This window comes from Leisingera sp. NJS201 (assembly GCF_004535885.1).
Lineage (GTDB): Bacteria > Pseudomonadota > Alphaproteobacteria > Rhodobacterales > Rhodobacteraceae > Leisingera.
Map to the genome: position 1 here is coordinate 2,258,113 of NZ_CP038234.1, position 23,716 is coordinate 2,281,828.

The 23,716-nt window shown below is 62.0% G+C and carries 24 protein-coding genes; 11 read left to right on the forward strand and 13 right to left on the reverse strand.

Annotated elements, in window-relative coordinates:
• Window position 1 precedes the first annotated feature (1 nt).
• Window positions 2-568: a hypothetical protein gene (locus ETW23_RS11115; protein WP_237455590.1), complete on the reverse strand. Its 567-nt coding sequence runs from the start codon at window positions 566-568 to the stop codon at window positions 2-4.
• 217 nt (window positions 569-785) lie between these two features.
• Between ETW23_RS11115 and fumC the strand changes: the two genes are divergently transcribed.
• Genes fumC through ETW23_RS11135 form a run of 4 tightly spaced genes read left to right on the forward strand, consistent with a single transcriptional unit; the run spans window position 786 to window position 2,834 of the window.
• Window positions 786-2,180 carry a class II fumarate hydratase gene (gene fumC, locus ETW23_RS11120; protein ID WP_134830027.1) on the forward strand — a complete coding sequence of 465 codons (1,395 nt, stop codon included), beginning with the start codon at window positions 786-788 and terminating at the stop codon, window positions 2,178-2,180.
• Window positions 2,180-2,368, forward strand: coding sequence for a DUF4169 family protein (locus tag ETW23_RS11125; protein WP_129371130.1), 189 nt, complete (start codon window positions 2,180-2,182; stop codon window positions 2,366-2,368). The genes fumC and ETW23_RS11125 overlap by 1 nt, the downstream gene beginning before the upstream one ends.
• Window positions 2,365-2,583, forward strand: coding sequence for a ribbon-helix-helix domain-containing protein (locus ETW23_RS11130; protein ID WP_129371131.1), 219 nt, complete (start codon window positions 2,365-2,367; stop codon window positions 2,581-2,583). Before ETW23_RS11125 ends, ETW23_RS11130 begins: the two co-directional genes overlap by 4 nt.
• A gap of 23 nt (window positions 2,584-2,606) precedes the next feature.
• Complete coding sequence (locus ETW23_RS11135; RefSeq protein ID WP_134830028.1) at window positions 2,607-2,834, forward strand: N-(5'-phosphoribosyl)anthranilate isomerase; 228 nt, start codon at window positions 2,607-2,609, stop codon at window positions 2,832-2,834.
• A 48-nt stretch (window positions 2,835-2,882) separates the two neighbouring features.
• Here the strand turns inward: ETW23_RS11135 and ETW23_RS11140 are convergent, their stop codons facing one another.
• The 3 genes from ETW23_RS11140 to ETW23_RS11150 all read right to left on the reverse strand — a co-directional run bounded on the left by ETW23_RS11140 (window position 2,883) and on the right by ETW23_RS11150 (window position 6,350).
• Complete coding sequence (locus tag ETW23_RS11140) at window positions 2,883-4,238, reverse strand: cytochrome P450 (RefSeq protein ID WP_134830029.1); 1,356 nt, start codon at window positions 4,236-4,238, stop codon at window positions 2,883-2,885.
• Window positions 4,235-5,485 carry a hypothetical protein gene (locus ETW23_RS11145; protein WP_254695007.1) on the reverse strand — a complete coding sequence of 417 codons (1,251 nt, stop codon included), beginning with the start codon at window positions 5,483-5,485 and terminating at the stop codon, window positions 4,235-4,237. The genes ETW23_RS11140 and ETW23_RS11145 overlap by 4 nt, the downstream gene beginning before the upstream one ends.
• A gap of 112 nt (window positions 5,486-5,597) precedes the next feature.
• Entirely contained in the window at window positions 5,598-6,350 is a 753-nt protein-coding gene (locus tag ETW23_RS11150) for a cytochrome c biogenesis CcdA family protein (protein WP_134830030.1), read from the reverse strand.
• Window positions 6,351-6,443: 93 nt separating this feature from the next.
• Here ETW23_RS11150 and ETW23_RS11155 point away from each other — a divergent pair, with 93 nt between their 5' ends.
• Window positions 6,444-6,677 (forward strand): sulfurtransferase TusA family protein, encoded by a 234-nt coding sequence (locus tag ETW23_RS11155; RefSeq protein ID WP_129372907.1) that lies wholly within the window; start codon window positions 6,444-6,446, stop codon window positions 6,675-6,677.
• Window positions 6,678-6,883: 206 nt separating this feature from the next.
• On the opposite strand, the gene ETW23_RS11160 is transcribed toward ETW23_RS11155, so the two are convergent.
• The 6 genes from ETW23_RS11160 to purC form a co-directional block, all read right to left on the reverse strand.
• On the reverse strand, window positions 6,884-9,976 hold the full coding sequence (locus tag ETW23_RS11160) for a ribonuclease E/G (protein WP_134830031.1): 3,093 nt from the start codon (window positions 9,974-9,976) through the stop codon (window positions 6,884-6,886).
• 585 nt (window positions 9,977-10,561) lie between these two features.
• On the reverse strand, window positions 10,562-11,899 hold the full coding sequence (locus tag ETW23_RS11165; RefSeq protein WP_024090346.1) for a sigma-54 dependent transcriptional regulator: 1,338 nt from the start codon (window positions 11,897-11,899) through the stop codon (window positions 10,562-10,564).
• Between the two features lie 31 nt (window positions 11,900-11,930).
• On the reverse strand, window positions 11,931-13,703 hold the full coding sequence (locus ETW23_RS11170; protein WP_134830032.1) for an ATP-binding protein: 1,773 nt from the start codon (window positions 13,701-13,703) through the stop codon (window positions 11,931-11,933).
• A 36-nt stretch (window positions 13,704-13,739) separates the two neighbouring features.
• Entirely contained in the window at window positions 13,740-14,408 is a 669-nt protein-coding gene (purQ, locus tag ETW23_RS11175) for a phosphoribosylformylglycinamidine synthase subunit PurQ (RefSeq protein ID WP_134830033.1), read from the reverse strand.
• Window positions 14,408-14,638 carry a phosphoribosylformylglycinamidine synthase subunit PurS gene (purS, locus tag ETW23_RS11180; RefSeq protein WP_129371138.1) on the reverse strand — a complete coding sequence of 77 codons (231 nt, stop codon included), beginning with the start codon at window positions 14,636-14,638 and terminating at the stop codon, window positions 14,408-14,410. The genes purQ and purS overlap by 1 nt, the downstream gene beginning before the upstream one ends.
• Window positions 14,639-14,733: 95 nt before the next feature.
• Complete coding sequence (gene purC, locus ETW23_RS11185; protein ID WP_129371139.1) at window positions 14,734-15,495, reverse strand: phosphoribosylaminoimidazolesuccinocarboxamide synthase; 762 nt, start codon at window positions 15,493-15,495, stop codon at window positions 14,734-14,736.
• Window positions 15,496-15,755: 260 nt separating this feature from the next.
• Between purC and ETW23_RS11190 the strand changes: the two genes are divergently transcribed.
• The 3 genes from ETW23_RS11190 to bmt all read left to right on the forward strand — a co-directional run bounded on the left by ETW23_RS11190 (window position 15,756) and on the right by bmt (window position 19,278).
• A complete protein-coding gene (locus ETW23_RS11190) occupies window positions 15,756-16,073 on the forward strand; it encodes a DUF1476 domain-containing protein (RefSeq protein ID WP_134830034.1) in 318 nt (105 codons plus the stop codon).
• Window positions 16,074-16,301: 228 nt separating this feature from the next.
• Window positions 16,302-18,191, forward strand: a complete 1,890-nt coding sequence (locus ETW23_RS11195) for a phosphatidylglycerol lysyltransferase domain-containing protein (RefSeq protein WP_134830035.1) — start codon at window positions 16,302-16,304, stop codon at window positions 18,189-18,191.
• Between the two features lie 67 nt (window positions 18,192-18,258).
• Complete coding sequence (gene bmt / locus ETW23_RS11200; protein ID WP_134830036.1) at window positions 18,259-19,278, forward strand: betaine--homocysteine S-methyltransferase; 1,020 nt, start codon at window positions 18,259-18,261, stop codon at window positions 19,276-19,278.
• A 242-nt stretch (window positions 19,279-19,520) separates the two neighbouring features.
• On the opposite strand, the gene ETW23_RS11205 is transcribed toward bmt, so the two are convergent.
• Both ETW23_RS11205 and ETW23_RS11210 read right to left on the reverse strand, forming a co-directional pair.
• Window positions 19,521-19,799, reverse strand: a complete 279-nt coding sequence (locus tag ETW23_RS11205) for an acylphosphatase (protein WP_129371143.1) — start codon at window positions 19,797-19,799, stop codon at window positions 19,521-19,523.
• Window positions 19,800-19,871: 72 nt separating this feature from the next.
• Window positions 19,872-20,951, reverse strand: coding sequence for a PA0069 family radical SAM protein (locus ETW23_RS11210; protein ID WP_134830037.1), 1,080 nt, complete (start codon window positions 20,949-20,951; stop codon window positions 19,872-19,874).
• Between the two features lie 222 nt (window positions 20,952-21,173).
• On the opposite strand from ETW23_RS11210, the gene ETW23_RS11215 reads away from it, so the two are divergent.
• Together ETW23_RS11215 and ETW23_RS11220 are read left to right on the forward strand one after the other, a co-directional pair.
• The gene (locus ETW23_RS11215; protein ID WP_129371145.1) at window positions 21,174-21,872 is read left to right on the forward strand and encodes a B12-binding domain-containing protein; all 699 of its coding nucleotides are present in this window, start codon (window positions 21,174-21,176) and stop codon (window positions 21,870-21,872) included.
• Window position 21,873: 1 nt separating this feature from the next.
• Window positions 21,874-22,584, forward strand: a complete 711-nt coding sequence (locus ETW23_RS11220; RefSeq protein ID WP_129371146.1) for a DUF1638 domain-containing protein — start codon at window positions 21,874-21,876, stop codon at window positions 22,582-22,584.
• Between the two features lie 61 nt (window positions 22,585-22,645).
• Here the strand turns inward: ETW23_RS11220 and ETW23_RS11225 are convergent, their stop codons facing one another.
• On the reverse strand, window positions 22,646-23,056 hold the full coding sequence (locus tag ETW23_RS11225; RefSeq protein WP_129371147.1) for a SufE family protein: 411 nt from the start codon (window positions 23,054-23,056) through the stop codon (window positions 22,646-22,648).
• Between the two features lie 133 nt (window positions 23,057-23,189).
• Between ETW23_RS11225 and ETW23_RS11230 the strand changes: the two genes are divergently transcribed.
• A complete protein-coding gene (locus ETW23_RS11230) occupies window positions 23,190-23,702 on the forward strand; it encodes a hypothetical protein (protein WP_134830038.1) in 513 nt (170 codons plus the stop codon).
• Window positions 23,703-23,716: the final 14 nt, after the last annotated feature.

A 23,716-nucleotide genomic window follows, 5' to 3' on the forward strand; every position in this document is an offset into this window, starting at 1 on the left:
CCTATTGCCTGGCCAGGAAGGTCTCCAGCCGCCGGCGCGGTTCGCCGTTCAGCCGTGAAATGTAAACCAGATCCAGCCCGCCATCGGCCAGGGTCCTGTCATACTGCTGCATCTCGTAGTCGCCGTTCGGGTGAATAAACAGCGAAAAGACCGTCAGCGTTTCGCCGGTCAGCCGGCCCCAGACGAAGGGTTCGCCTTCCATCGGGTTCAACGGCACCGCATGGCCAAACACATTGCGTGTCATTGCAGCTGAATAGACACCATTGCGCCCGCTATGCTGGAACTCGATCTCATAGGTCTTGGTCTTTTTGCGACCGTCATCCTTTTCAGTGGTCGAGGTCCATTTGATGGTGAACCCCTTCTTCATCTCATGGATGATAACGCTCATGTCCCGGGGGTCGGTGTCGCCATCTGTCTTGACGACGTCGACGCTGCCGGAATATTCGCCGGCAAACTGCGCAATACCGGCGGCGATCCCCTGCACGGCCCCGCACAGCAGCACGCAGGCGGCCAATGCAGGCACGGCCAGGGATTTCAGTGACAGAATTTTATACTGACGGATTGGCACGTTCTTTTCCTTTCCGGATGCAAATTACCCGTCTCACGCCCCGCCCCACGCACTGTAACCATAGCATGGATTGAGACAATGGCATGGATTGGATTGCGCCAATTCGACACTATACCTTACCTGCCATTTGGCTATGCTGCGCGCAACTGGCCAATTGCGCCGCATTGCGGCACAGGCTACACGGCATACAATCGCATACTCAACGGAGAGAAGACGGATGTCCGAAACCCGCACCGAAACCGACAGCTTTGGCCCGCTTGAGGTCCCCGCAAACAAGTATTGGGGCGCTCAGACCCAGCGGTCGATCATGAACTTCCCGATCGGCTGGGAAAAGCAGCCTGTCGCCATTGTGCGCGCGCTGGGGGTGATCAAACAGGCCTGCGCCATGGCCAACAAGGCCTCGGGCAAGCTGGACGCCCGGATCGGCGACGCGGTTATTCAGGCCGCCGGCGAGGTGGTCGCGGGCAAATTCGACGACAACTTCCCGCTGGTGGTGTGGCAGACCGGCTCCGGCACCCAGTCCAACATGAACTCCAACGAAGTGATCGCCAACCGTGCGATTGAAATCCTGGGCGGCGTGATCGGCTCCAAGGACCCCGTGCATCCGAACGATCACTGCAACATGGGCCAGTCTTCCAACGACACTTTCCCCACCGCCATGCATATTGCCACCGCAATGTCAGTGCGCGACGTGCTCGTGCCGGGCCTGACCAAGCTGGCCGAGGGGCTGGAGGCAAAAGCCGAGGCGTTCAAGGATATCATCAAGATCGGCCGCACCCATACACAGGACGCCACCCCGCTGACGCTGGGCCAGGAGTTCGGCGGCTATGCACATCAAATCCGTCAAGGTCTGGCCCGGGTCGAAGCCGCGATGCCCGGCATCTATGAGCTGGCCCAAGGCGGCACCGCCGTTGGCACCGGCCTGAACACTCAGAAAGGCTGGGGCGAAAAGGTAGCTGCCAATATGGCCGAAATCACTGGCCTGCCTTTTGTCACTGCTCCGAACAAGTTTGAGGCACTGGCCGCCCATGACGCGATGGTATTCCTGTCCGGCGCTTTGGCCACCATCGCGGGCAGCTGCTACAAGATCGCCAATGACATCCGCTTCCTCGGCTCCGGCCCGCGCTCGGGCCTGGGTGAGCTGATCCTGCCAGAGAACGAGCCGGGCTCCTCAATCATGCCGGGCAAAGTAAATCCGACACAGGCAGAGGCATTGACCCAGGTGGCCGCCCATGTGATGGGCAATGATGCCGCGATCAAATTTGCAGGCTCGCAGGGTCACTTCGAACTGAATGTCTACAACCCGATGATGTCCTACAATCTGCTGCAATCCATCCAGCTCTTGGGCGATGCGGCGGACAGCTTTACCGAGCGGATGCTGAACGGCATCCAGGCCAATGAGCCGCGCATCGACAAGCTGATGAAAGAGTCGCTGATGCTGGTCACTGCACTGGCGCCGACCATCGGTTACGACAATGCCACCAAGGTTGCCAAAACCGCGCATAAGAACGGCACAACGCTGAAGGAAGAGGCGGTCGCGCTTGGCTTCGTGGACGAGGCGACCTTTGATGCCGTGGTCCGTCCCGAGCAAATGATCGGCCCCAAGGACTGATGGCTGGTTCCGGTTCAGGCCCGGTCAATCTGAACCGGTATCGCAAGGAAAAGGCGCGGGCTGAGAAAAAGGCCCGCGCCGACCAGAATGCCGTGACCTATGGCCGGACCAAAGCGGAAAAGGAATTGGACAAGGCACGCAATGTGCAAGACGTCCGGCGCCTGGATGACCATAAGCGCGACGAATGAACAGCCGCCCCAAGAAACACTCTCTGACCTTGCGCGGGCACCGGACGTCGGTGTCGCTGGAGGATGACTTCTGGGATGCCTTCCGCGAGATTGCCGCGCAGGACGGCCGTGCAATCAATGATTTAGCGGCTGGAATTGATGAAGCCCGCGGCGAGGATTGCGGATTGGCCTCAGCGATCAGGCTGTTTGTGCTGCACCGGTTAAGGGCACGTTAACCACGGTTTGGCATCGTGCTGCTATGCAAGTGCCTGTGCCTTTCACCGCTGATGCCTGGATACAGCAGCTTTTCCAGTCCCAAGCTGCTGCAAAAGGCGGTGTTGTCCGTCGCCAGAAGCGCGACATTGAACGGCTGCTTGGCTGGGACCGCTTTCACTACGAACTTAAGCGCCGTGGATTTCGAGCCGTCGAAAACGCAGGTCAGGTTGTCATCTTCTGCAATCAGGACGCCGTGCGCATCATCCAGTGATGCAAATTTCTTCGAAGAAATTTGCCAAGAAAATTCGAATTTTCTTGGCTAGCGCCGCGACAGATGCAGCCAGATCCCATTCTTCGACCGCACCGTAAGATGCGCCACGGGCACCGGCGCCTGCGCCGTAACCGGAACCACACGGAACGCGCGCAGGATCATCGACAGGATTAACGGTCCTTCCACCATAGCAAACCCAGCGCCGGTACAGACACGTGCTCCGGCCGAGAAAGGGATGTACGCGTCCCGCTGGCACTGCTTGCCGTTCTCCGTTTGCCAGCGGGAAGGGTCAAACCCATCCGGGTTCTCCCAGAGCCGCTCATGCCGGTGCAGATGCCAGGGACTGAGCACCATCTGCGCGCCCTTTGGCACGCCTCGGTCACGGAATTGCTCCGGGCAGGCTGCCTCGCGCACCATCATCGGCACCGGCGGATACAGCCGCAGGGTTTCGCGAAACACGTCCCGGCTGACCCTCAGCTTTGAAACCGCGGCAAAGCTTTCATCCGCCAGCGCCTCCGCCTCAGCTGCCACCTTCTCTTGCCAATCAGGATAAAGCGCCATCAGATACAGCGCCCAGGCCAATGCCGAGGCGCTGGTTTCATGGCCCGCAAGAAAGAAGATCGCGACCTGATCCACCATTTCGGCAGTATCAAAGGTGCTGCCTGTTTCCGGGTCCCGGGTGGTCATGATTTTAGTGGCCAGGTCATCCGGCGCCGTGCCCGCCTTGATGGCATCCATTCGTTCGCGGGTCAGCTGTGCAATCAGTGTCCGGATCACCTCAGCGTTCCGGCGGGTGCCGCGGCGGAAAAACCGTGGCATCCAGCGCGGCAATGGGACAAAGGCCGCCAGATTCAACAGCGGCTGGCTGCGCTGGTAGTCGCGGAACCGGCTGAAAACCTGTCCCGCGACCTGATGCTCGATCGGGATCGAGAACAGCGTGCGAAAGATTACATCCGCCGCTGCATGCGACGTTTCCTCCTCGATCTCGACAAGTCCTTGCCGCGCCTTCAGCCGTTCCACTGCGGCCTCTGCTGCGGCGCGCATCGCCGGGTATGTGTCCTTAAGCCGTCCGCCTTCAAAGGCCGGGTCGATGATCCGCCGCTGCCGTTTCCAGGCCTCGCCATTGGTCAGGAAAACGGAGTTCCCCAGCAAAGGCTTCAACCCCTCGGCAATCCGGTCCGACTTGGGGAAATCTTCGGGGCGCTCCTTCAGCAGCACTTTCACAAGCTCCGGCTGGTTGACGAGGAAGGACCGGAAAAAAGGCGTGCGGAACTCGGCCATCCAGGCGCGGTACAGACGCGCGGGCTGGGCCGACAGAATATCCTGACGGAACAGTTTCACATAGCGCCACAGCGAGACACGGTCCGGGCGTGCGGGCGGTTTCGGCGGCATGGCTTGTGTCATTCAGCGGCCACCGAGGTGAACTTCGAAACAGCCGCATCAATACGGGACTGCGAGGGCTTCCGGTCCTTATAGCGTTCCGCCAGCGTCAGCGGTCCGGCGGTGATGCGGAAGTAATCATAGTCGCCCGGCCGGTCGAAGGCGCAGAGATACTGGAAGTGCAGCCGGAAAAACCGCCAGCGCAGCTGTTGCCAGCGTTCCGGGCTGAGGGTCTGGGTGAAGGCGGCAGAGAACACCAGCGGCCAGCGCTTGCCCTCAACCGCGACGCCGCTGACCGACACCGGATCGCACAGCGCAAAGGCGCAGCCATCACCTGGTGCAGTGACATCGACCCAGGCCAGCTCGTGCCGCTGGGACAGATACTGCAGATCAGCCCTTAAACGCTCGGCCCGCGGCAAAAAGGACACCATGGGCACAACCTGCCCCAAGGTCAGAAACCCCAATGCCGGCCGGTTCAACGGCAGACCCGCGCGGATCAGATCCGCCAGAACGGACACACCAACATGAGCGCCGGAGGAATGCCCTGCCACCAGCACCTCGTCCAGATCCGGATTTTGCAGCGCCTCCGAGATCAGCGCGTGGAACTCGCGCATCCGCGCTTCCATTTCCGGCGGGATGGCACCGCGGGAGGCCGCGGAATGTGCATAATCGTGCATCAGGTAATAGGCGAAGAACTTGCCGTCCCGCTTTTTGAACCAGCGCAGCAGCGCGTAGCCGCAACCAAGACCCAAGGCCCAGCCAATAGCCGGCGCTACCGGACCTGAAAGGCCGGCGGGACCTGCTATCGCCCCAAAGGCATAGGCAACACCCCACGCAAGCAGCAGCGCCAGAAACGCCTGCAAAAGCAGCATCCCCACCGGGTAAAGCGCGGCGATCACCGGCCCTTTGCGCAGCCGCATCAGCCGCCGCAGCGCTCCAGTAGAGATATAGATCCAGGCAGTGCGCAACAGCTGCCAATAGGTGCCGGGAATGGTTGCTTCCATACTGCCGCGGACGATGTCGGACCAGACCAGCACCTCGATGTCAGCCTCGGTCCGGCGCCCCTGCATCTCTGACACGACGTGCCAGCCATAGGGACCTTTGGTCTGCTTGGGGGACAGTGACAGGCTGTAGCCGGAAATCCCGGCCTGCGCTGTGCCTTCCTTGCGGTACAGCTCGCGGTAACGGCGCGGGTGAATCGGATCATAGCCGGGTATGTAGAATACCCGCCGCTTGCGCACCTGCTGTTGACCATGCTCCTGCTGTGTCACGCCTTGGCCTGCATCCTTGTTCTGCGGCCAGACTAGCCGTGCATTCCGGCAAGAGTAAGGCCAGGAATGGAAAAGAAAAAGGGGTCCGAAGACCCCTTTGAACATCTCAGGCTCAGCCCAGCGTTGCCAGTGCCGGGAAGGTTTCCAGCAGCCACCAGGAGAAGGTGGTGAACAGCCCGGTGACCAGCATAATGCCCACACCCAGCAACAGCCCGCCCATCACCTTTTCAATCAGTCCCATATGGCGCTTCATCTTGTTCATCAGCACCATGGAACGGGTGAGAAACATCGCCGCCAGCAGAAAGGGAATGCCCAGGCCTGCGGCGTAAACGCCGAGCAGGATTGTGCCGCGGCTGACTGATGCTTCCGATGCGGCAAGCGACAGGATCGCGCCCAGCTGCGGCCCGATGCAAGGCGTCCAGCCAAAGGCAAAAGCCAGCCCCAGAACATAAGCCCCCAAGGCGGAGCCGCCGGATTCGCCCGCCTCCATCCGCGCCTCGCGGTCCAGCAGCGGAATGCGGAACACAGACAGGAAATGCAGGCCGAATATGATCACGACCACACCTGAAACTTGCGCAAAAAGCTCCTGATTTTTCAGCACAAATGCACCAAAAACCGAGGCGGTGAAGCCCAGCAGCAGGAACACGGTGGACAGCCCCAACACAAAGAACAGCGCCGCAATGACCGCCTTGCGCCGGGCTGCGCCGGTGCCTTGCATCTCGCCGATGGTCACTCCGCTCATATAGGCCAGATACGGCGGCACGATCGGCAGGACGCAGGGCGACAGAAAACTGATCACGCCGCCTAGCAGCGCCACCAGCATGGCAGGGAGCAGCCCTGCGTCTATGATCTCGATTCCAAACATGTCCCACACTTATGCCAGCAATTGACCAACGTCACGGGGCGGGTTGGTCACATCCTTGTGGACAGCATGAAACATCCCGCTTATCTGCACACCATGACCGAGATCAATGAGACATTGGACGCCATCGGGCTGCTGTGCCCCCTGCCCGTCCTTAAAGCCCGCAAGCGGTTGAAATCGCTGCAGCCCGGCCATGTGCTGCAACTGCTGGCGGATGATCCGGCAGCGGTGATCGACGTGCCGCATTTCTGCAATGAGGCGGGCCATGAATTCCTCGGCCACAGCGACGGTGCAGGCCACCAGGTCTATCTGATCCGCAAGGGCAGCTAAGACCAAAGCCGCCTTGGCGCCCAGTCCGCACAGCTGCGGAAATCGACACGAAGTCCGGCGTTGATACCGCGTGGATTCCGAACCGAGTCACGCGCCAGGAGCCCTTTCCTGACACGCCGCCGGAGGCGTTGCCATCGCCGGCAATACCGCCAAAAAAGAAAGGCAGGCGCTTTGGCCTGCCTCTCCCATTAGTTATCACTTAGCAATCAGCTGCCCACCGACCACCAGCCGCGGCGTTTCGGCTTGGGCGGTGCTGCCGGTTCCGGGTCAGCCGCAGCAACGGCCATCGCAGGTTCCGGCTGCTTCTCCTGTTCCGAAGACGTCTGCTCCGGCTGGGCGGCCTCTTCTGCAGCAGGCTGTTCCGCCACCGCCTCGGCAGCCGCATCAGGTGCTGCCTCCACAGGTTCTTTCTCCGGTACAGCCTCGGCTTCAGCGGCAACCGGTTCTGCCGGCGCAGCTTCCACTTCAGCAGCGGTGACTTCCGCCGGAGCAGTGGCTTCTGCCGGAGCAGTGGCTTCTGCCGGAACAGTGGGTTCCGCCGGAGCGCCATCTTGGGCTTCTGCAGCACTGTCGGCGGCAGGCTCAGCATCCGGGGCAGCAGCGTCTTCAGACGGCGCCTGTGCAACGGTTTCCGCTGCAGGGGCCTCCTCAGCGTCAGCCGCGGCCGGGGCGTCCTGCACAGAGGCTTCGGCAGGCTCAACAGCGGCGGGAGCCTCTTCTGCAGTCTCTGCCTCAGCCGGTTTGGCCTTCGGCTTGCGCGACCGGGTACGGGTGCGGCTGCGGGAAGGTTTCTTTTCCTTCACCTCTTCTGCGGCTGCGCCTTTGTCTTCTGCGGCAGCCTCCGCAGGCTCAGCTGCGTCATCCTGCTGCTTCGGCTCGTCAGACGCCTCATCGCCGTTTTCGCCATCCTGGCCCTGCTCGCCATTGCCGGATTTCCGGCGGCGGCGGCGGCGGCGCTTGCGCTTGGGCTTGTCGTCCTGCGCAGCATCGTCATCGGTGCTGGCGGCCTCCTCAACGGCTGCAGGCGCTTCTTCTTCGTCCTGAGTGGCTTCCTCAGCGTCCACCTGATCCATGATCGAGGTATCAACGGACACCACCGGAGCAGTCGCAGCAGGCACCACGCGGGATGCGGTTTTGAACTTCTCCAGCACAAAATCCGGGCTGACCAGATGCGGATCGCCTTCGATGCGCACGGACAGGCCGTAGCGCGCCTCGATCTGGGCAATGTGTTCGCGCTTCTGGTTCATCAGGAAATTGGCGATGGAGACCGGGCAGCGCACCAGCACTTCGCGGGAGCGGCGGCGGGTGCCCTCTTCCTCGATCTGGCGCAGGATCGACAGCGCCATCGAGTCGTCGGAGCGGATCAGGCCGGTGCCGTGGCAATGCGGGCACGGCGCGGTGGTCGCCTCGATCATGCCGGGGCGCAGGCGCTGGCGCGACATTTCCATCAGGCCAAAGCCCGAGATCCGGCCCACCTGGATGCGGGCACGGTCGGTCTTCAGCTTGTCCTTCATGCGCTTTTCGACGGCGGCGTTGTTCTTGCGCTCGTCCATGTCGATGAAGTCGATGACGATCAAACCGGCAAGGTCGCGCAGACGCAGCTGGCGGGCGACTTCTTCAGCCGCCTCCAGATTGGTGTTGAGCGCGGTTTCCTCGATCGAGCCCTGTTTGGTGGCCCGGCCCGAGTTCACGTCGATTGCCACCAGCGCCTCGGTCACGCCGATCACGATGTAGCCGCCGGATTTCAGCTGCACGGTCGGGTTGAACATGCCTGCCAGGTAGCTTTCCACCTGGAAGCGGGCAAACAGCGGCAGCCCTTCCTGATAGTTCTTCACGTTCTTGGCATGGGACGGCATGATCATTTTCATGAAGTCCTTGGCGATACGGTAGCCGCGCTCGCCCTCAACCAGAACTTCGTCGATCTCGCGGCTGTAAAGATCGCGGATCGAGCGTTTGATCAGGTCGCCTTCTTCATAGATCTTGGCCGGCGCGATGGACTTCAGTGTCAGCTCACGGATCTGTTCCCACATCCGCTGCAGGTATTCATAGTCGCGCTTGATCTCGGATTTGGTGCGTTTGGCACCGGCGGTGCGCACGATCAGGCCCGCGCCGGTCGGCACGTCCAGTTCGGTTGCGATATCCTTCAGCTTCTTGCGGTCATCCGCGTTGGTGATTTTGCGGGAGATGCCGCCGCCGCGGGCAGTGTTGGGCATCAGCACGCAATAGCGGCCGGCCAGCGACAAATAGGTGGTCAGGGCCGCACCCTTGTTGCCGCGCTCTTCCTTGACGACCTGCACCAGCAGGACCTGGCGGACCTTGATGACTTCCTGGATCTTGTAGCGGCGCGGACGCGGCTTGCGCGGCGGACGGATGTCCTCGCTGTCGTCCTCATCGGCAACGGATTCGATGCTGTCATCTTTGGAGGTTGCATCGGCACGGCCGGTTTCGCCCGCGTCTTCATCGCTGTCGCCGCTGTCTGCGGTGTCAGCACCGGCATTGGCAGATGCGGCCTCCGGAGCAGCCGTTTCTGCATCGTCCTTGGCTGCTTCGGCGGCTGCTTCGGTGCCGGCATTTGCCTCGGCTGCAGGCTCATCCGCAGCTTCTGCGGGTGCCTCTTCAGCAGCGGCGGCCTCAACTGCCGCCCCTTCAGGTGCTTCTTCGCCAGCAGTCTCAGCGGGTCCGGCAGCCACTTCAGCTTCGGCTGCCTCAGGTGCAGACGCATCATCGTCTTCCGGCTCTTCCACCGGCGTTTCCGCGACATGCTCCACCGGCGAGGACCCTTCCGGCACGTCCGCCAGATCATCCCCGGCCTCAGCACTGTCGCTCAGGTCGATGGTCTCCATTCCGGCGATTTCAGCGGTCTTCTCCTCAGAGGCCTCAACCTCCTTGGTTTCCACCGCATCATCGGAAGAAGTCTTGGCAGCCTTGGCGGCGGATTTGGAGCGGCGCGACCGTTTGGGCTTGGCCGGTTTTTCGTCGTCTTCCTCGTCGCGGGCGCGCATCGCTTCGGCATAGGCGCGTTCTTCCTCCATCAGCGCCTCACGGTCGGCGACGGGGATCTGGTAATAATCCGGGTGGATTTCGGAGAACGCCAGGAAACCATGACGGTTGCCGCCATAGTCCACAAATGCCGCCTGCAGCGACGGTTCGACCCGGGTTACTTTTGCGAGGTAAATGTTGCCAGCAAGCTGGCGTTTATTTTCGGATTCAAAGTCGAATTCCTCAACCTTGTTTCCATCCACAACCACAACACGGGTCTCTTCCGCGTGGGTGGCGTCGATAAGCATCTTCTTTGCCATGTGTCCTTGGTGCACCTGCCCTGTGCGTCCGCAAGCCTCTTGTTTCCAGGCGGCCGCGCACGTTTCGGGTGGTGTCTTGTCAGGGCGATCTGGGACGGCGCGGTGCAGCAGGTGGTCCCGGGATCGATGCCCGGCCTTCCTGCCTCAGTGCTTTTCGCTCTCGCGCGCGTCATCGCGGTTCTTCTCCGGCAGGCGGGTGCTGCCCGTCCCTGCCACATTATCCCTGCACCGGCTTAAATTCCGGCTTGGGCGCTAAACTGCCCTCCAAAGTTCGGAGGGCCAATCGGTCTGACTGCAGCTTTCTCGGATCATGCCGGACAAAAACCGCAGTCAGCGAAACTCATAAGAACGGGGGAACCATACACCGGTTTCCGGCCCGTTTGGTCAGCATAAGGCCTGTGGATAGGTAATGACAATGGACATTCGTCACCACGGGCATTGAAAATGAAACCTGCCGGCCCATAGCAGACAACGCATTAAATTTTGGTAAGTTTTCAGCCGGCTGCCGGAGTTCCAATAGAACTCCGGCGCGCAAGCATTTGTTTTCCCGGCCGGTTCCCATGCCGAAAACAGCAGCGGCGGCGGTTACGCCAGATAGTCGGACCGCTGCAGGCCGTATTTGGCCATCTTCTCGTTCAGCGTCCGGCGCGGCAGGCACAGCTCGTCCATCACGCTGGCAATAGACCCTTTGTGGCGGCGCATGGTGTTGTCGATCAGCATCCGTTCAAAGGCTTCCACATATTCCTTCAGGGGCTTGCCTTCGGTGGTCATCACCGGCTGCATTTCCTCGTGATCGGACATCAAGAGCGAAGCAATGGTGCCTGACCCCCGGCGCGACTGCAGGACCGCGCGTTCCGCGATGTTGATCAGCTGACGCACGTTGCCCGGCCAGGGTGCCTGCAGCAGCTGTGCCGCCTCCTGCGCGCTGACCTGCGGCGCTTCGCAGCCGTATTCTTCCGAGAATTGCTCGGACAGGCGGGTGAACAGCGTCAGGATATCTTCGCCGCGCTGGCGCAGCGGCGGCACGGTGATGCGCAGCGCTGCCAGGCGGTAGAACAGATCCGGGCGCAGCGCGTCTTCGCAGGTCTTGCCCGCTTCCTGCAGGTTGGAAATGGCGATGATCCGGGTTTCTGCCGGGGTGCCCTGCTCGTTGATCACACTCAGCAGCTTGGCCTGCAGCGTTTCCGACAGTGCATCGATATCTTCCAGCACCAGGGTGCCGCCGCGGGCTTCCTCAACCGCGGGCAGCATGCTGTCTTCCGGCTGCATCGGCCCGAACAGACGCTTGGCCAGTGCTTCTTCTTCCAAGGCGGCGCAGGAGATAAGCACGAATTTCTTGCCCGCCCGGCTGCCAACCGCGTGCAGCGCATGCGCCACCAGGGTTTTGCCGGTGCCGGTCTCGCCGTCGATCAGCACATGGCCGTCAGCCTGCCCCAGATCCAGGATATCTTCGCGCAGGCGCTCCATCACCGGGCTTTGGCCGATCAGCTTCTTCATGATCTGGCCGCCATCCGACAGCTCGCGCCGCAGCGCCCGGTTGTCCAGCGTCAGACGGCGGGCACCAGTGGCGCGCTTGGCCAGCTCCGACATCCGGTCCGGGTTGAACGGTTTTTCCAAGAAGTCGAAGGCACCCACGCGCATCGCCTCCACCGCCATCGGCACATCGCCATGGCCGGTGATCATAATCACCGGCAACGCAGAATCGCTGCCCATCAGTTTTTTCAGAAACTGCATCCCGTCCATGCCGGGCATCTTAATGTCGGAGATCACGATCCCCGGGTAATCCGGCCCCAGCACCTTGAGCGCTTCTTCGGCGCTGGAGAAGGTCTCGGTGTCGTAACCCGACAATGCCAGCCACTGGCTGATCGACTGCCGCATATCCTGTTCGTCGTCCACGATCGCGATTTTCATAGCCTGGGCCATGCGCGTTCTCTCCTAATCTTCAGGGGCTGCTTCATTCCGCAGCCTCGATACCGTCCACCAGGACCGGCAATTGCATCTCAAAGACCGCGCCGCCGTTCTGGCCGTTGCGGGCAGTCAGCCGTCCCCCTAGGTCGTTGACGATCCCCGAGGAGATGGCAAGACCCAAACCAACCCCGTCGCCGGGCTGCTTGGTGGTGTAGAACGGCTCGAACAATTCATCGAAGTCGTTGATCCCCACCCCGTTGTCGCGCACCGACAGGGTCGCCGTCTCACCCGCGGCCAGCAGGATTTCCACCTCCGGGTCGGCCACCGATTTGGTGGCGTCCAGCGCGTTGCGCAAGAGGTTGACCATGACCTGTTCCAGCCGCATCCGGTCGCCCATCACCATAACAGGTTCTTCGGGCAAAATCCGGGTGATTTTCACATGCCGCTGACGCAGCTGCGGTTCCATCATCGACAGGCTGGAGGCCAGCGCATCGCCCACGTTTACAGGGCTGAACGTATCGCCGCCCTTTCGCGCGTAGGATTTCAGCTGCCGGGTTATCGCCCCCATCCGTTCGATCAAGTCATCGATCCGGCCAAAGGAGGCCAGCGCCTCATCCGGGCGGTTGCGGTTAAGCAGCAGACGGGCGCCGGCCAGATAGGTTTTCATCGCTGCCAGCGGCTGGTTCAGCTCGTGGCTGACGGCAGCCGACATCTCACCCAAGGCGGCCAGTTTCGAGCTTTGCGCCAGGCTCTGTTCCGCCACCGCAAGGGTCTTTTGCATCCGCTCCCGCTCGGCAATTTCCCGCTGCAAGCGGGCGTTCAATACGCGAAGCTCTGCCGACTCGCGCTGGAACAGCGCCATACGCAGCGCGGTTTTCCGGCTGAGCGCGTAGAACGCCAGCGCCAGCAGGATGGCGAATCCCATAATTTCCAGCGCCAGCACTGCGTTAACCCGCTCGCGCACCGAGGAATAAGTTGTGAAGGACGCCATCCGCCAGCCCTGGAACGGCACCCGGGTTTCCAGCCGCATCACCGCCTCGCCCTGAAGATAGGCGTCCGGCGGCAGCGCGGTCCAGTCGGTGGTTGCTCGGATCGCCCGCTGGATGGCGCCCTCGGGGGTCTGCAGGGTCAGCGCGTCGCCTTCCTGCAGCCCGCGCCAGCGCGCCTCGGTGGCCAGGATGATATTGCCGGTGCTGTCGGTGACCAGCACCGCATCGGAAATCCCGGCCCAGGCCCGTTCGAACTTCTGCAAGTCCACCTCGACCACAATCGCGCCCAGAACGCCGGTCGCATCGATCATCCGCCGGGAATAGGTGAAACGGTAGCCGCCCACTTCCCGCGGGATCACCGAAAAAACTGTCGATTTGGCCCGGATCGCATCGACAAAATAGGCAGCATTGCGATGGGTCTCGCCCAACCGGTTGCGGTCGGTTGCGGCCACCGTGCGGCCATCCTGCGCCAGCAGCATGATCGACGCCGCGCCAATCTCATCCACAAATGAGATCAGCCGCTGGGTGGACAGGGAAAAGTCATTGGATTGCAGTGCCGAAATCAGCGTCTGGTCGCGCGCCAGCAGCTGCGGCACAATCGCATGCTGGCGCAGTTCGCTCAGCAGGTTGCCCGAATACAGCGCCAGCCGCAGCTCGGCCCGGTTGCGGGTGCTTTCGGTAAAACGGTGGGTCAGCGCCCGGTTTGTGGTCCACACGGTGACAGCCGCCACCAGCATGAACAGCACAAGCGACAGCCGCGCGCGCCACGAAATCGTGCGCGAGCCGGTCTTCCGCTTGGGTTTGGTCACATCAAAGCGCGGGGCGGTCATAAACTATACCTATTGCGGCCGCCCCGCATCCTCAAGTCACGCCGCAGTGACCATGCCCGCCAATGCGCGGAACACTGCCGTGCCGTCGGTGCCGCCGTGCCCTTCATCCGCGGCCCGTTCCGGGTGCGGCATCATGCCGAGCACGCGGCGGTTGTCCGACAGGATACCGGCAATATCAGCAACCGAACCATTGGGGTTGTCTGCATAGGTGAAGGCCACCCGGTCCTGGTCCTGCAACGCCTTGACGGTCTCGGCATCGGCAAAATAATTGCCATCATGGTGGGCAATCGGCACCCCGATCACGTCGCCCGCATTGTACCCTTGGGTAAAGACGCTCTCAGACGTCGCCACCTTCAGGTCCACGGTGCGGCAGATGTATTTCAGACCTGCGTTGCGCAGCAATGCGCCCGGCAGCACGCCGGTTTCGGTCAGGATCTGGAAACCGTTGCAGACGCCAATGGCATAGCCGCCGCGATCTGCGTGCGCGACCACGGCCTTGCAGATCGGCGATTGCGCCGCGATAGCACCGCAGCGCAGATAGTCGCCGTAGGAGAAACCGCCAGGAACACCAACGATATCGACACCTTCCGGCAGCGCGCTGTCCTTATGCCAGACCATCGACACGTCGAAACCAGCCTGCTCAAACGCTAGCGCCAAATCGCGATCACAGTTTGAACCCGGGAAGACTACTACCGCCGCCTTCATCACTGCAGCTCGATGCTGTAGGATTCGATCACGGTGTTGGCCAGCAGCTTTTCGCACATTGCGGTCACGTCAGCTTCGGTGGCGCCGTCTGTCAGATCCAGATCGATCACCTTGCCCTGCCGCACACCTTCAACCTTGTCAAAGCCCAAGGCTCCCAGCGCGTGGCGCACCGCCTCGCCCTGCGGATCCAGAACCCCGTTCTTCAGCATCACATGCACCCGTGCCTTCATTGCATCATCCCTCAGGTTTCGGTGGCAAAGCCCCATCCAGGCTTCATCTTTTCAAAATACTCAAAATCCCGCCCTATCCGCAGGGCGGGACCGGCTTAGTTCACCAGCGTCGGTTTGCCCGGCGCCGGCGGGTTGTTCGGCATCACGCCCAGTCGGCGCGCCACTTCCGAATATGCATCGGTCAGACTGCCCAGGTCGCGGCGGAACACGTCCTTGTCCAGCTTCTGGCCGGTCTTCACGTCCCACAGGCGGCAGCTGTCCGGGCTGATCTCGTCCGCAATCACCAGACGCTGGAAATCGCCCTCATAAACGCGGCCGATCTCGATCTTGAAGTCGACCAGACGGATCCCAACGGCCAGGAACACACCGGACAGGAAGTCATTGACCCGCAGCGCCAGGCTCAGGATATCATCCATGTCCTGCTGGCTGGCCCAGCCAAAGGCGGCGATATGCTCTTCGGTGACCAGCGGATCGCCCAGACCGTCGTCCTTGTAGCAGTATTCCACAATCGGGCGCGGCAGCTGAGTGCCCTCGTCAATGCCCAGACGCTTGGAGATACTGCCGGCCGCATAGTTCCGCACGATCACTTCCAGCGGAATGATCTCGCAGCTGCGCACCAGCTGCTCGCGCATGTTCAAACGCTTCAGAAAATGGGTCGGCACACCGATCTGACCCAAACCCAGCATGAAAAACTCGCTCAGGATGTTGTTCAGAACGCCCTTGCCCTCGATCACGTCGTGCTTTTCAGCATTGAAGGCGGTGGCATCGTCTTTGAAATACTGCACGATGGTTCCCGGCTCGGGGCCTTCATACAGTGTTTTGGCCTTGCCTTCGTAGATTTTCTTGCGACGCGCCATTGGGAGCCTTTCGGGTCAATGCCGGGAATCCGGCCCTGCGATGTGCCGCCCTCATAGTGCAAGGGGGCCTCAGCCGCAAGCTTGCTGCATGGGATCGCGGCCCTGCAGATGCAGACCCCGTAAGCGGCAGCCGCCGCCCGGTGCAGCCCGCCCGCCTTGCAGCAGGCACAAAGGCTTTATCAAGAACAGTTTTTTCTTGCCCTCTGCAGGGATCATGCTCCTATCATTAGACAGGTGCAATCGGTTAATGAGGATCAGTCATGACTACATTTGACGAACGCGAACAGGCGTTTGAGGCCAAATTCGCGCATGATGAGGAAATGCAGTTCAAAGCCCGCGCGCGGCGCAACAAGCTGGTCGGCCTTTGGGCGGCAGAGCTGCTGGGGAAAAGCGGCTCATCTGCCGCCGATTACGCCCAGTCCGTCGTTGCTGCCGATCTTGAGGAAGCCGGCCATGAGGATGTCGTGCGCAAGCTGTCAGGCGACCTCGGCTCTCAGGCAAGCGAAACACAGATCCGCAGCAAACTGCAGGAACTGATGCCGCAGGCGCAGGCAGAAATTCTGAGCGAAGCCGGCTGATCATCCAGCCGGACCGCCGAACCAGCCCGGCGTCTTCCGCCGCTTCCCGGCACGGTGCCCGCCGGCAGCGTTGCCATGCGGCTGCCGCAACAACCTGCCTGCCTTACCTATCCAATGATGGAAAGGCCGCTACGGCAATCAGCACAGTTTTAGCGGTTAACTGATCTGCAAACAGCACCCGGTACACTGGCAGCCAAGGGCCTTTTGCGCTGCCTTTCAAGGATTGCCATGCTGTTATCAAAATCCACCGCCCCCAGGCCGGTTGTGCGGTTTATCCGGCTTACCGTTCCTTTTCTGGTCATGGGGGGCTGTCTTTGGCTGCTGCAAACACAGACCGAATTGCCGCCGATGCGGGAACTTGGCGCCATCCTGGGCAGTCTGCCCGCCTGGAAATGGGCTGCTGCTGTATTGGCCACCGGCCTCAGCTTTTGGGCGCTGGGGCGTTATGATTCCGTGGCCCACCGCCATCTTGGCACCGGTATGGATGGTCCCGCAGCGCGGCGCGCAGGCATGGCTGCCATCGCTTTTTCGCAGACCGCCGGGTTCGGCCTGATCACCGGCAGCTATGCCCGCTGGCGCCTGCTGCCCGGCCTGTCCCCGCTGCAGGCGGGCCAACTGACAGCATTGGTGGCCGTCACATTTTTGGCAGCACTTTCGGTCATCTGCGGTGCCGCGCTGATCCTGGCGCCGCCGTCGCCGGGCCTGGCCTGGGCTGGCGGTGTGATCCTGGCTGCCGCCGCCAGCGTTTCGGTCTTCAGTTTCCTGCACCCGCAAACACCGCTGTTCCGGCTGAGGCTGCGCTGGCCCTCCTTGACCGCGATGACCGCTTTGGGGTTCTGGGCGACCGCCGATGTCGCCGCCGCCGGCACCGCGTTATGGCTGCTGCTGCCGGGCGGAATAGATACATCCTGGGCGCAGCTCCTTACGGCCTATGCGATTGCGCTGGGGTTTGCAGTTGTGTCTTCGGCACCCGGCGGGGCCGGCCCGTTTGAGCTGACTCTCTGCGCGCTGCTGCCTGCGGTCCCCGACCACAGTCTGATCGCCGGACTGCTGGCCTTCCGTTTGGTCTATTATGCAGTACCGGCGGTTCTGGCCGCCTTGCTGATGGTCTTTCCCGGACTGCTGCCGGCAAGGGCTGCAGCCGCCGGCGATACAGACCTGCTGGGCAGCCGCAGCCTGCCGCCAGCCGCCCTGCCCGGCAGCCGGGCATGCTCTGAAACCGGAATTATCCGGCAGAACGGCGGCCATGTGCAAGCGTTTGGCCTTAACCAGATTGCGCTGCTGGACAGCCCGCAGGCATCGATTGCGCTGTTTGACCCCCTGTCGGGCCTTGCAGCCGAGACCTTTGCTCCGCTGGCCCGCCACGCCCAAACCCGCAACGCCGCCGCCTGCTATTACAAATGCAGCGGACGCAGTGCGCTGCATGCCCGCAAGTCCGGCTGGCGCGTCCTGCGGATCGCCGAAGATGCGGTACTGAACCCGCTTAAGTTCTCCGAGGGCGGTTCCTCCCGCCGCCAGTTGCGCCGCAAACTGCGTCATGCCGAGAAAGCAGGCATTGAGGTCTGCCGCGCCGCGGCCCGTCTGCCCTTTGATCAGATGCGGGACGCCGACGCAGCCTGGCAATCGGCCCATGGCACCGCCTATGGCACCACGATGGGACGGTTTGAACCCGGCTATCTGGCCGCCCAGGAGGTGATCCTGGCGTTCCGGGACGGGCAGCTGATCGGCTTTGCCAGCTTTCACACATCCGCCCGCGAATGGTGCCTGGATCTGATCCGGATGCGCCCTGATGTTCCGGACGGGACCGGCCATGCGCTGGTGCGGGCCGGCATAGCTGCCGCCGCTGCCGAAGAAATCCCGCGCTTGTCGCTGGCAGCCGTGCCCGGCCACCGCCTGGCCAAGGGAGTGGACCGGGGCCTGCGCCGGTTCAAGGCCTGCTTTGCACCAAGGTGGGAGCCGCGCTATATCGCAGCCCCCAGCTGGCTGCAAATGGCGCTTTGCATTGTGGAGTTGCTGCGCCTGGTGCACCGCCCGCCTGCCGTGCAGCCCGCAGCCGCCGCAGTGCCCGCTCATAATGAAGATGAAGAAAATGAAATTGCCCTTGCCCGCCCGGCATGAGACAGGGGACACAGACCGATTTGCCGCCCTGCCCGCCCGGACGGCCTGCTGACACGGGATGAAACCGATGACAAACACTTTCAAACAGCTGCTGGAAACCAAAGACGCCCTGCTGGCGGATGGTGCAACCGGCACCAATCTGTTCGCCATGGGTCTGCAGTCCGGCGATGCGCCGGAATTGTGGAACGTGGACGAACCGCAGAAAATTCTGGCGCTGTACAAGGGCTCGGTTGATGCGGGCAGCGACCTGTTCCTGACCAACAGCTTCGGCGGCACCGCCGCGCGGCTGAAACTGCATGACGCTCAAAACCGCGTGCGCGAGTTGAACCGCATTGCGGCCGAACTGGGCCGCGAGGTGGCAGACAAGGCGGAACGCAAGATCGCCGTGGCCGGTTCCGTCGGCCCGACTGGGGAAATTTTTGAGCCTATCGGTGACATGTCCCATGCTCTGGCGGTCGAGATGTTCCATGAACAGGCCGATGCCCTGAAGGAGGGCGGCGCCGATGTTTTGTGGCTGGAAACCATTTCTGCACCGGAAGAATTCCGCGCCGCGGCTGAGGCCTTCAAGCTGGCGGATATGCCCTGGTGCGGCACCATGAGCTTTGATACCGCAGGGCGGACCATGATGGGTGTGACCTCAGCGGATCTCGCCCAGCTGGTGGAAGAGTTCGACAATGCACCGCTGGCTTTTGGCGCCAATTGCGGCACCGGTGCGTCGGACATCCTGCGCACTGTGCTTGGCTTTGCGGCGCAGGGCACTGAACGCCCGATCATCTCCAAGGGCAATGCCGGAATTCCGAAATATGTCGACGGCCACATCCATTACGACGGCACGCCCGAGCTGATGGGGGAATACGCAGTGATGGCCCGCGACTCGGGCGCCAGGATCATTGGCGGCTGCTGCGGCACCATGCCGGATCATCTGCGCGCAATGCGCGACGCCCTGGACAGCCGCCCGCGCGGCGACCGCCCGGCTCTTGAGAAAATCGTCGAAGTGCTTGGCCCTTTCACCTCCGACAGCGACGGCACCGGTGAAGACGCAAACGCAGGCGGTGAGCGCCGCTCGCGCCGCCGCCGCCGCGCCTGATCTGCCGGGCCGCCGCAACCGCGGACTTTCGCGCGGCCAGTGGAAGCACCGGAAGGCAAATTAGGGGCGCCGCAATTGCCTTGCGGCGCCCTTAACTTATGGCTCAGCCTGTTTTTTGGCTCCAATGCGCATTGCACACCGTCAGGCCGGCCTGACGATGCGCGCGTATTATTTGCGCGAACGCCCGTATCACTTTCGCCGCTAGCCCCGGTAAATGACGCCAGCCGATTGTTCACACCGGCCTAGCGGACGATTGTAAAGCCGCTCACTTCAGGGTCGGGAACTGTCCGTTCAGTCAGAACATCCTTCACCGCGGCGGCGCCAGGCCCGTGGCCCATCCGGCGCACCATATCGGCGACGCCGGCGGCCGGCCCCATCAGCAACGCCCGCACCGAGCCGTCCGGCTCATTCCGGATCCAGCCGGACAGGCCGTGGCGCAACGCCTCTGCCCTGGCCCAGGTGCGGAACGCCACACCCTGCACGCGGCCGGTGACACGTGCCTTCACTGCGACAGCAGTCATAGCACACCTTCCTTTCAATCATGAATGATCACAGCCTAGCACAAAAAGCCGCTCCGCAGGATCAAGGGCGGATCAAAACAACGCCAGCTGGTCGCCCGGCTGCGGCGGCCTGGCAAACAGATCGCATCGCAGATCCGGTGTTCGCTCCTTCAGCCCGAGCCGCCGGCAGGCTGCCTTAAACCGCTGCGCAATCATTTCGGCATAACGCCCCTCGCCGCGCATCCTGTGGCCCCAGCGCGGGTCGTAGTCGCGCCCGCCATGCATTTCCCGCAACCGCGCCATCACCTTGGCCGCTCGGCCAGGCTCGTGCTTGCCCAGCCATTCCTGCCACAAACCCGACACCTCCCGCGGCAGCCGCAGCATGATCCAGCTGGCGGCATCCGCACCCGCCTCCGCCCCGGCTGCCAGCAGCGCCTCCAGCTCATGATCGGTCAGCCCCGGCACAACAGGGGAGGTCATCACCCGCACCGGCACACCCGCCTGCGTCAGCCGCCGGATCGCGGCCAGCCGCCGGGCCGGCAAAGGGGCCCGCGGCTCCATCCGGCGGGACAGTTCCGGGTCCAGCGTGGTAACGGAAACCCCCACCCGCACCAGACCTTTGGCTGCCATCGGCGCCAGGATATCCAGGTCCCGTTCCACCATCGCACCCTTGGTGACGATCGCCACAGGATGATTGAAATCCCGCAAAACCGCCAAGCAGCTTCGAGTGATACGATGGTCCCGCTCGCACGGCTGGTACGGGTCGGTGTTGGTGCCTAGCGCCAGCACGGCCGCCTTGTAACGCGGCGCCGACAGTTCGTTGCGCAGCACCGCGGCCGCATTGGGGCGTGCGACCAGCCGTGTCTCAAAGTCCAAACCCGGTGACAGGCCAAGATAAGCATGGCTGGGCCGTGCAAAGCAGTAGATGCAGCCATGCTCGCATCCCCGGTAAGGGTTGATGGACCGGTCAAACGGCAGATCCGGCGACCGGTTGTAACTGATCAGCGACCGTGCCGTTTCTTGCCGCACTTCGGTGGGAATCACTTCCGCTTCCGGCTCCTGAAACCAGCCGTCATCCGCATGGCTGCGGTCCAAATCGAACCGTCCTGCCGCATTGCTGAGACTGGCGCGCCCTTTGCGGCGTGTGGCATGCTGGGTGTTTTCCTGCGGCATGGACGCAACGTAAACACTCAGAAAGAACAAATAAAGAACAAATGGGCAATTTCGAAGATTTCCATGTGAAATCTTCATTATTCTTGCGCCGAAATTGTCTCTATACGTCGGTTAGAAACGCGGCAATGTCGCAAATAATGCAGTTCACCGGCTGTATTCTGTCACAAAAGCCTCAGAAACAGGCCAACACCGGGGACTCCCCCGTCAGCAAGGATTAGGCGCATGTCGGACGAAGAAGACATCATCCTCTCGGAACTCGATGACGAGGAACTTGTTCAGCAGATGTTTGACGACCTCTATGACGGTCTCAAAGAGGAAATCGAAGAAGGCGTTGGCATTCTTCTCTCGCGCGACTGGGCGCCGTATGATGTTCTGACCAAGGCCCTGGTGGGCGGCATGACCATCGTTGGCGCCGACTTCCGCGACGGCATCCTGTTCGTGCCCGAGGTTCTGCTGGCCGCCAACGCGATGAAGGGCGGCATGGCCATCCTGAAACCGCTGCTGGCTGCAACCGGCGCACCGCAGGTCGGCTCAATGGTAATCGGCACCGTCAAAGGCGACATCCACGACATCGGCAAAAACCTGGTTTCGATGATGATGGAAGGCGCAGGCTTTGAAGTTGTCGATCTGGGTATCAACAACCCGGTTGAAAACTATCTGGAAGCCCTGGGCGAGCACAAGCCGGACATCCTTGGCATGTCGGCTCTGCTGACCACTACCATGCCCTACATGAAAGTCGTTATCGACACCATGGTCGAGCAAGGCCTGCGTGATGACTACATCGTGCTGGTTGGCGGCGCGCCTCTGAACGAAGAGTTCGGCAAGGCCATCGGCGCCGATGGCTATTGCCGTGACGCCGCCGTGGCCGTGGAAATGGCCAAGGATATGGTGGCGCGCAAGCACAACTCGATGAGCGCCTGATTTGGCACGCAAAGGACGCGCAGCCCGCTTGACCGAGCGGGCTGCCTTCCGCCCGCCGACAGGGCGGACACTTGAGGAAAGCTCCCTCACCGAACAGGGCCTGGCTGCCCCTGAAAAGAAGACCGGCCGTATCCTGCTGATTGCCTGCGGCGCCCTTGCGCGCGAGATCCTTGCCATCAAGGACGCAAACGGCATGGATCACATCGACCTCACTTGCCTGCCCGCAAAACTGCACCTTTACCCGGAGCAGATTGTCGATGCAGTGGACGGCGCCGTAGCCAAACACTCAGCCGTTTATGACAAGATCTTCGTGGTCTATGCTGATTGCGGAACCGGCGGTGCGCTGGAACGCAAATGCGCAGAGCTGGGCGTTGAAATGGTGGCAGGCCCGCATTGCTATTCCTTTTTTGAGGGCAATGAGGCCTTCGCCGCCCATGCGGATGCAGGCGAGATCACTGCCTTTTACTTGACCGATTTCCTGGTCAAGCAGTTCGACGCCTTTATCTGGCGCCCAATGGGCATAGACAAGAACCCCGAACTCAGGGACATGGTGTTCGGCAATTACACCAAACTGGTCTATCAGTCGCAGATCAGCGACCCCAAGCTGGTGGAAAAGGCGCGCGAATGCGCGGACCGCATGGGTCTGGAATTCGAACACCGCCACACCGGCTATGGCGATCTGGAAACCACCCTTTCAGGCTGGGCAGGCTAGACTTTCATCTTTTCTGAAATACTCCGGGGAGCGCGAGGGGCCGGCCCCTCGCCCTGCTGCCTCAGGCCTGGGCCATCGCGGTTTCGCGGATCCGCTCGATCATCGACCGCAGCCCGTTTGAGCGTTGCGAAGACAAATGTTCGTTCAGCCCCAGCCGTCCCAGCTCAGCCTTGGCATCCACGGCCACCACGTCCTTATGCCCCAGACCATTGTACAGGCAGCGCAGCACCGCAATCAGACCGCGCACAATCATCGCGTCGCTGTCGCCGTCGAACCGGAACTCTCCGCCGTCGATTGTGGCATGCAGCCAGACCTGGCTGGCACAGCCGTCGACCTTGGTTGCCGGCACTTTCAGCGCGTCGTCCAGCGGCTGCATCGCCTTGCCCAGATCAATGACATGGCGGTAGCGGTCCTCCCAGTCCTCCATGAACTCAAAGTCTTCCACGATCTCTTCAAAGGCGGCAGTGGCCATTATCGTCCATCCTCAAAACCCGCATCCGGTGCAGATCAGCACCTAAGCCCCTGCCCGCCCCATTTCAACCGCTTTTCAAGCCGCAGCCAATCGGGTAATCCGTTGCAAAGACATTTTGAATGGGCGGGGACAGATGCATAAACCATTGGCTCTTACATTGGCCTGCGCGCTGATGCTGGCAGGCTGCGGCGGCTGGAAACAGTCGCGGATCAACCCCTCCAACTGGTTCGGCAGCTCCGCGCCTGCGGAAGCGCCGGTGGCGGACAACACCAACCCGCTGCTGCCGCAAGACAGCAATGCCCGCGGTATCTTTGCCCGGCCTGAGCCCAAGGACACCACTGTCCTGGCCGACCGGATCACCGAAATGCGGATCGAACGCACCGCATCCGGCGCCATCATCTATGCAACGGCCATTGCCAGCCGCCAGGGCGCCTATGACGTTGTTCTGCGGCCGGCCGACGGCAGTGAAGAGGGCGTCCTGAGCTTGGATTTCCGGGTGGTCTACCCGGAAACCAGCACCGCCACCGGCAGTGAATTCAGCCGCACCATCCATGCCGCCCGCACGGTCACAAATCAGGACTTGGCCGGTATCCGCACCGTACGTGTGAATGGCGCGCAGAATGCCCGCGAAAGCAGCCGGCGCTGACGCTGGCGCTGACT

Excerpts from the sequence above, each read along its gene's own strand:
- ETW23_RS11140 (WP_134830029.1), bottom strand. The coding sequence starts at position 4,238 with ATGACACAAGCCATGCCGCCGAAACCGCCCGCACGCCCGGACCGTGTC.
- ETW23_RS11230 (WP_134830038.1), top strand. The coding sequence starts at position 23,190 with ATGCATAAACCATTGGCTCTTACATTGGCCTGCGCGCTGATGCTGGCA.
- ETW23_RS11195 (WP_134830035.1), top strand. The coding sequence starts at position 16,302 with ATGCTGTTATCAAAATCCACCGCCCCCAGGCCGGTTGTGCGGTTTATC.
- purQ (WP_134830033.1), bottom strand. The coding sequence starts at position 14,408 with ATGAAGGCGGCGGTAGTAGTCTTCCCGGGTTCAAACTGTGATCGCGAT.
- ETW23_RS11150 (WP_134830030.1), bottom strand. The coding sequence starts at position 6,350 with ATGTTTGGAATCGAGATCATAGACGCAGGGCTGCTCCCTGCCATGCTG.
- ETW23_RS11170 (WP_134830032.1), bottom strand. The coding sequence starts at position 13,703 with ATGACCGCCCCGCGCTTTGATGTGACCAAACCCAAGCGGAAGACCGGC.
- ETW23_RS11165 (WP_024090346.1), bottom strand. The coding sequence starts at position 11,899 with ATGGCCCAGGCTATGAAAATCGCGATCGTGGACGACGAACAGGATATG.
- ETW23_RS11125 (WP_129371130.1), top strand. The coding sequence starts at position 2,180 with ATGGCTGGTTCCGGTTCAGGCCCGGTCAATCTGAACCGGTATCGCAAG.
- ETW23_RS11130 (WP_129371131.1), top strand. The coding sequence starts at position 2,365 with ATGAACAGCCGCCCCAAGAAACACTCTCTGACCTTGCGCGGGCACCGG.
- ETW23_RS11210 (WP_134830037.1), bottom strand. The coding sequence starts at position 20,951 with ATGCCGCAGGAAAACACCCAGCATGCCACACGCCGCAAAGGGCGCGCC.
- ETW23_RS11155 (WP_129372907.1), top strand. The coding sequence starts at position 6,444 with ATGACCGAGATCAATGAGACATTGGACGCCATCGGGCTGCTGTGCCCC.
- fumC (WP_134830027.1), top strand. The coding sequence starts at position 786 with ATGTCCGAAACCCGCACCGAAACCGACAGCTTTGGCCCGCTTGAGGTC.
- ETW23_RS11225 (WP_129371147.1), bottom strand. The coding sequence starts at position 23,056 with ATGGCCACTGCCGCCTTTGAAGAGATCGTGGAAGACTTTGAGTTCATG.
- ETW23_RS11215 (WP_129371145.1), top strand. The coding sequence starts at position 21,174 with ATGTCGGACGAAGAAGACATCATCCTCTCGGAACTCGATGACGAGGAA.
- purC (WP_129371139.1), bottom strand. The coding sequence starts at position 15,495 with ATGGCGCGTCGCAAGAAAATCTACGAAGGCAAGGCCAAAACACTGTAT.
- bmt (WP_134830036.1), top strand. The coding sequence starts at position 18,259 with ATGACAAACACTTTCAAACAGCTGCTGGAAACCAAAGACGCCCTGCTG.
- ETW23_RS11190 (WP_134830034.1), top strand. The coding sequence starts at position 15,756 with ATGACTACATTTGACGAACGCGAACAGGCGTTTGAGGCCAAATTCGCG.
- ETW23_RS11205 (WP_129371143.1), bottom strand. The coding sequence starts at position 19,799 with ATGACTGCTGTCGCAGTGAAGGCACGTGTCACCGGCCGCGTGCAGGGT.
- ETW23_RS11160 (WP_134830031.1), bottom strand. The coding sequence starts at position 9,976 with ATGGCAAAGAAGATGCTTATCGACGCCACCCACGCGGAAGAGACCCGT.
- ETW23_RS11135 (WP_134830028.1), top strand. The coding sequence starts at position 2,607 with ATGCAAGTGCCTGTGCCTTTCACCGCTGATGCCTGGATACAGCAGCTT.
- purS (WP_129371138.1), bottom strand. The coding sequence starts at position 14,638 with ATGAAGGCACGGGTGCATGTGATGCTGAAGAACGGGGTTCTGGATCCG.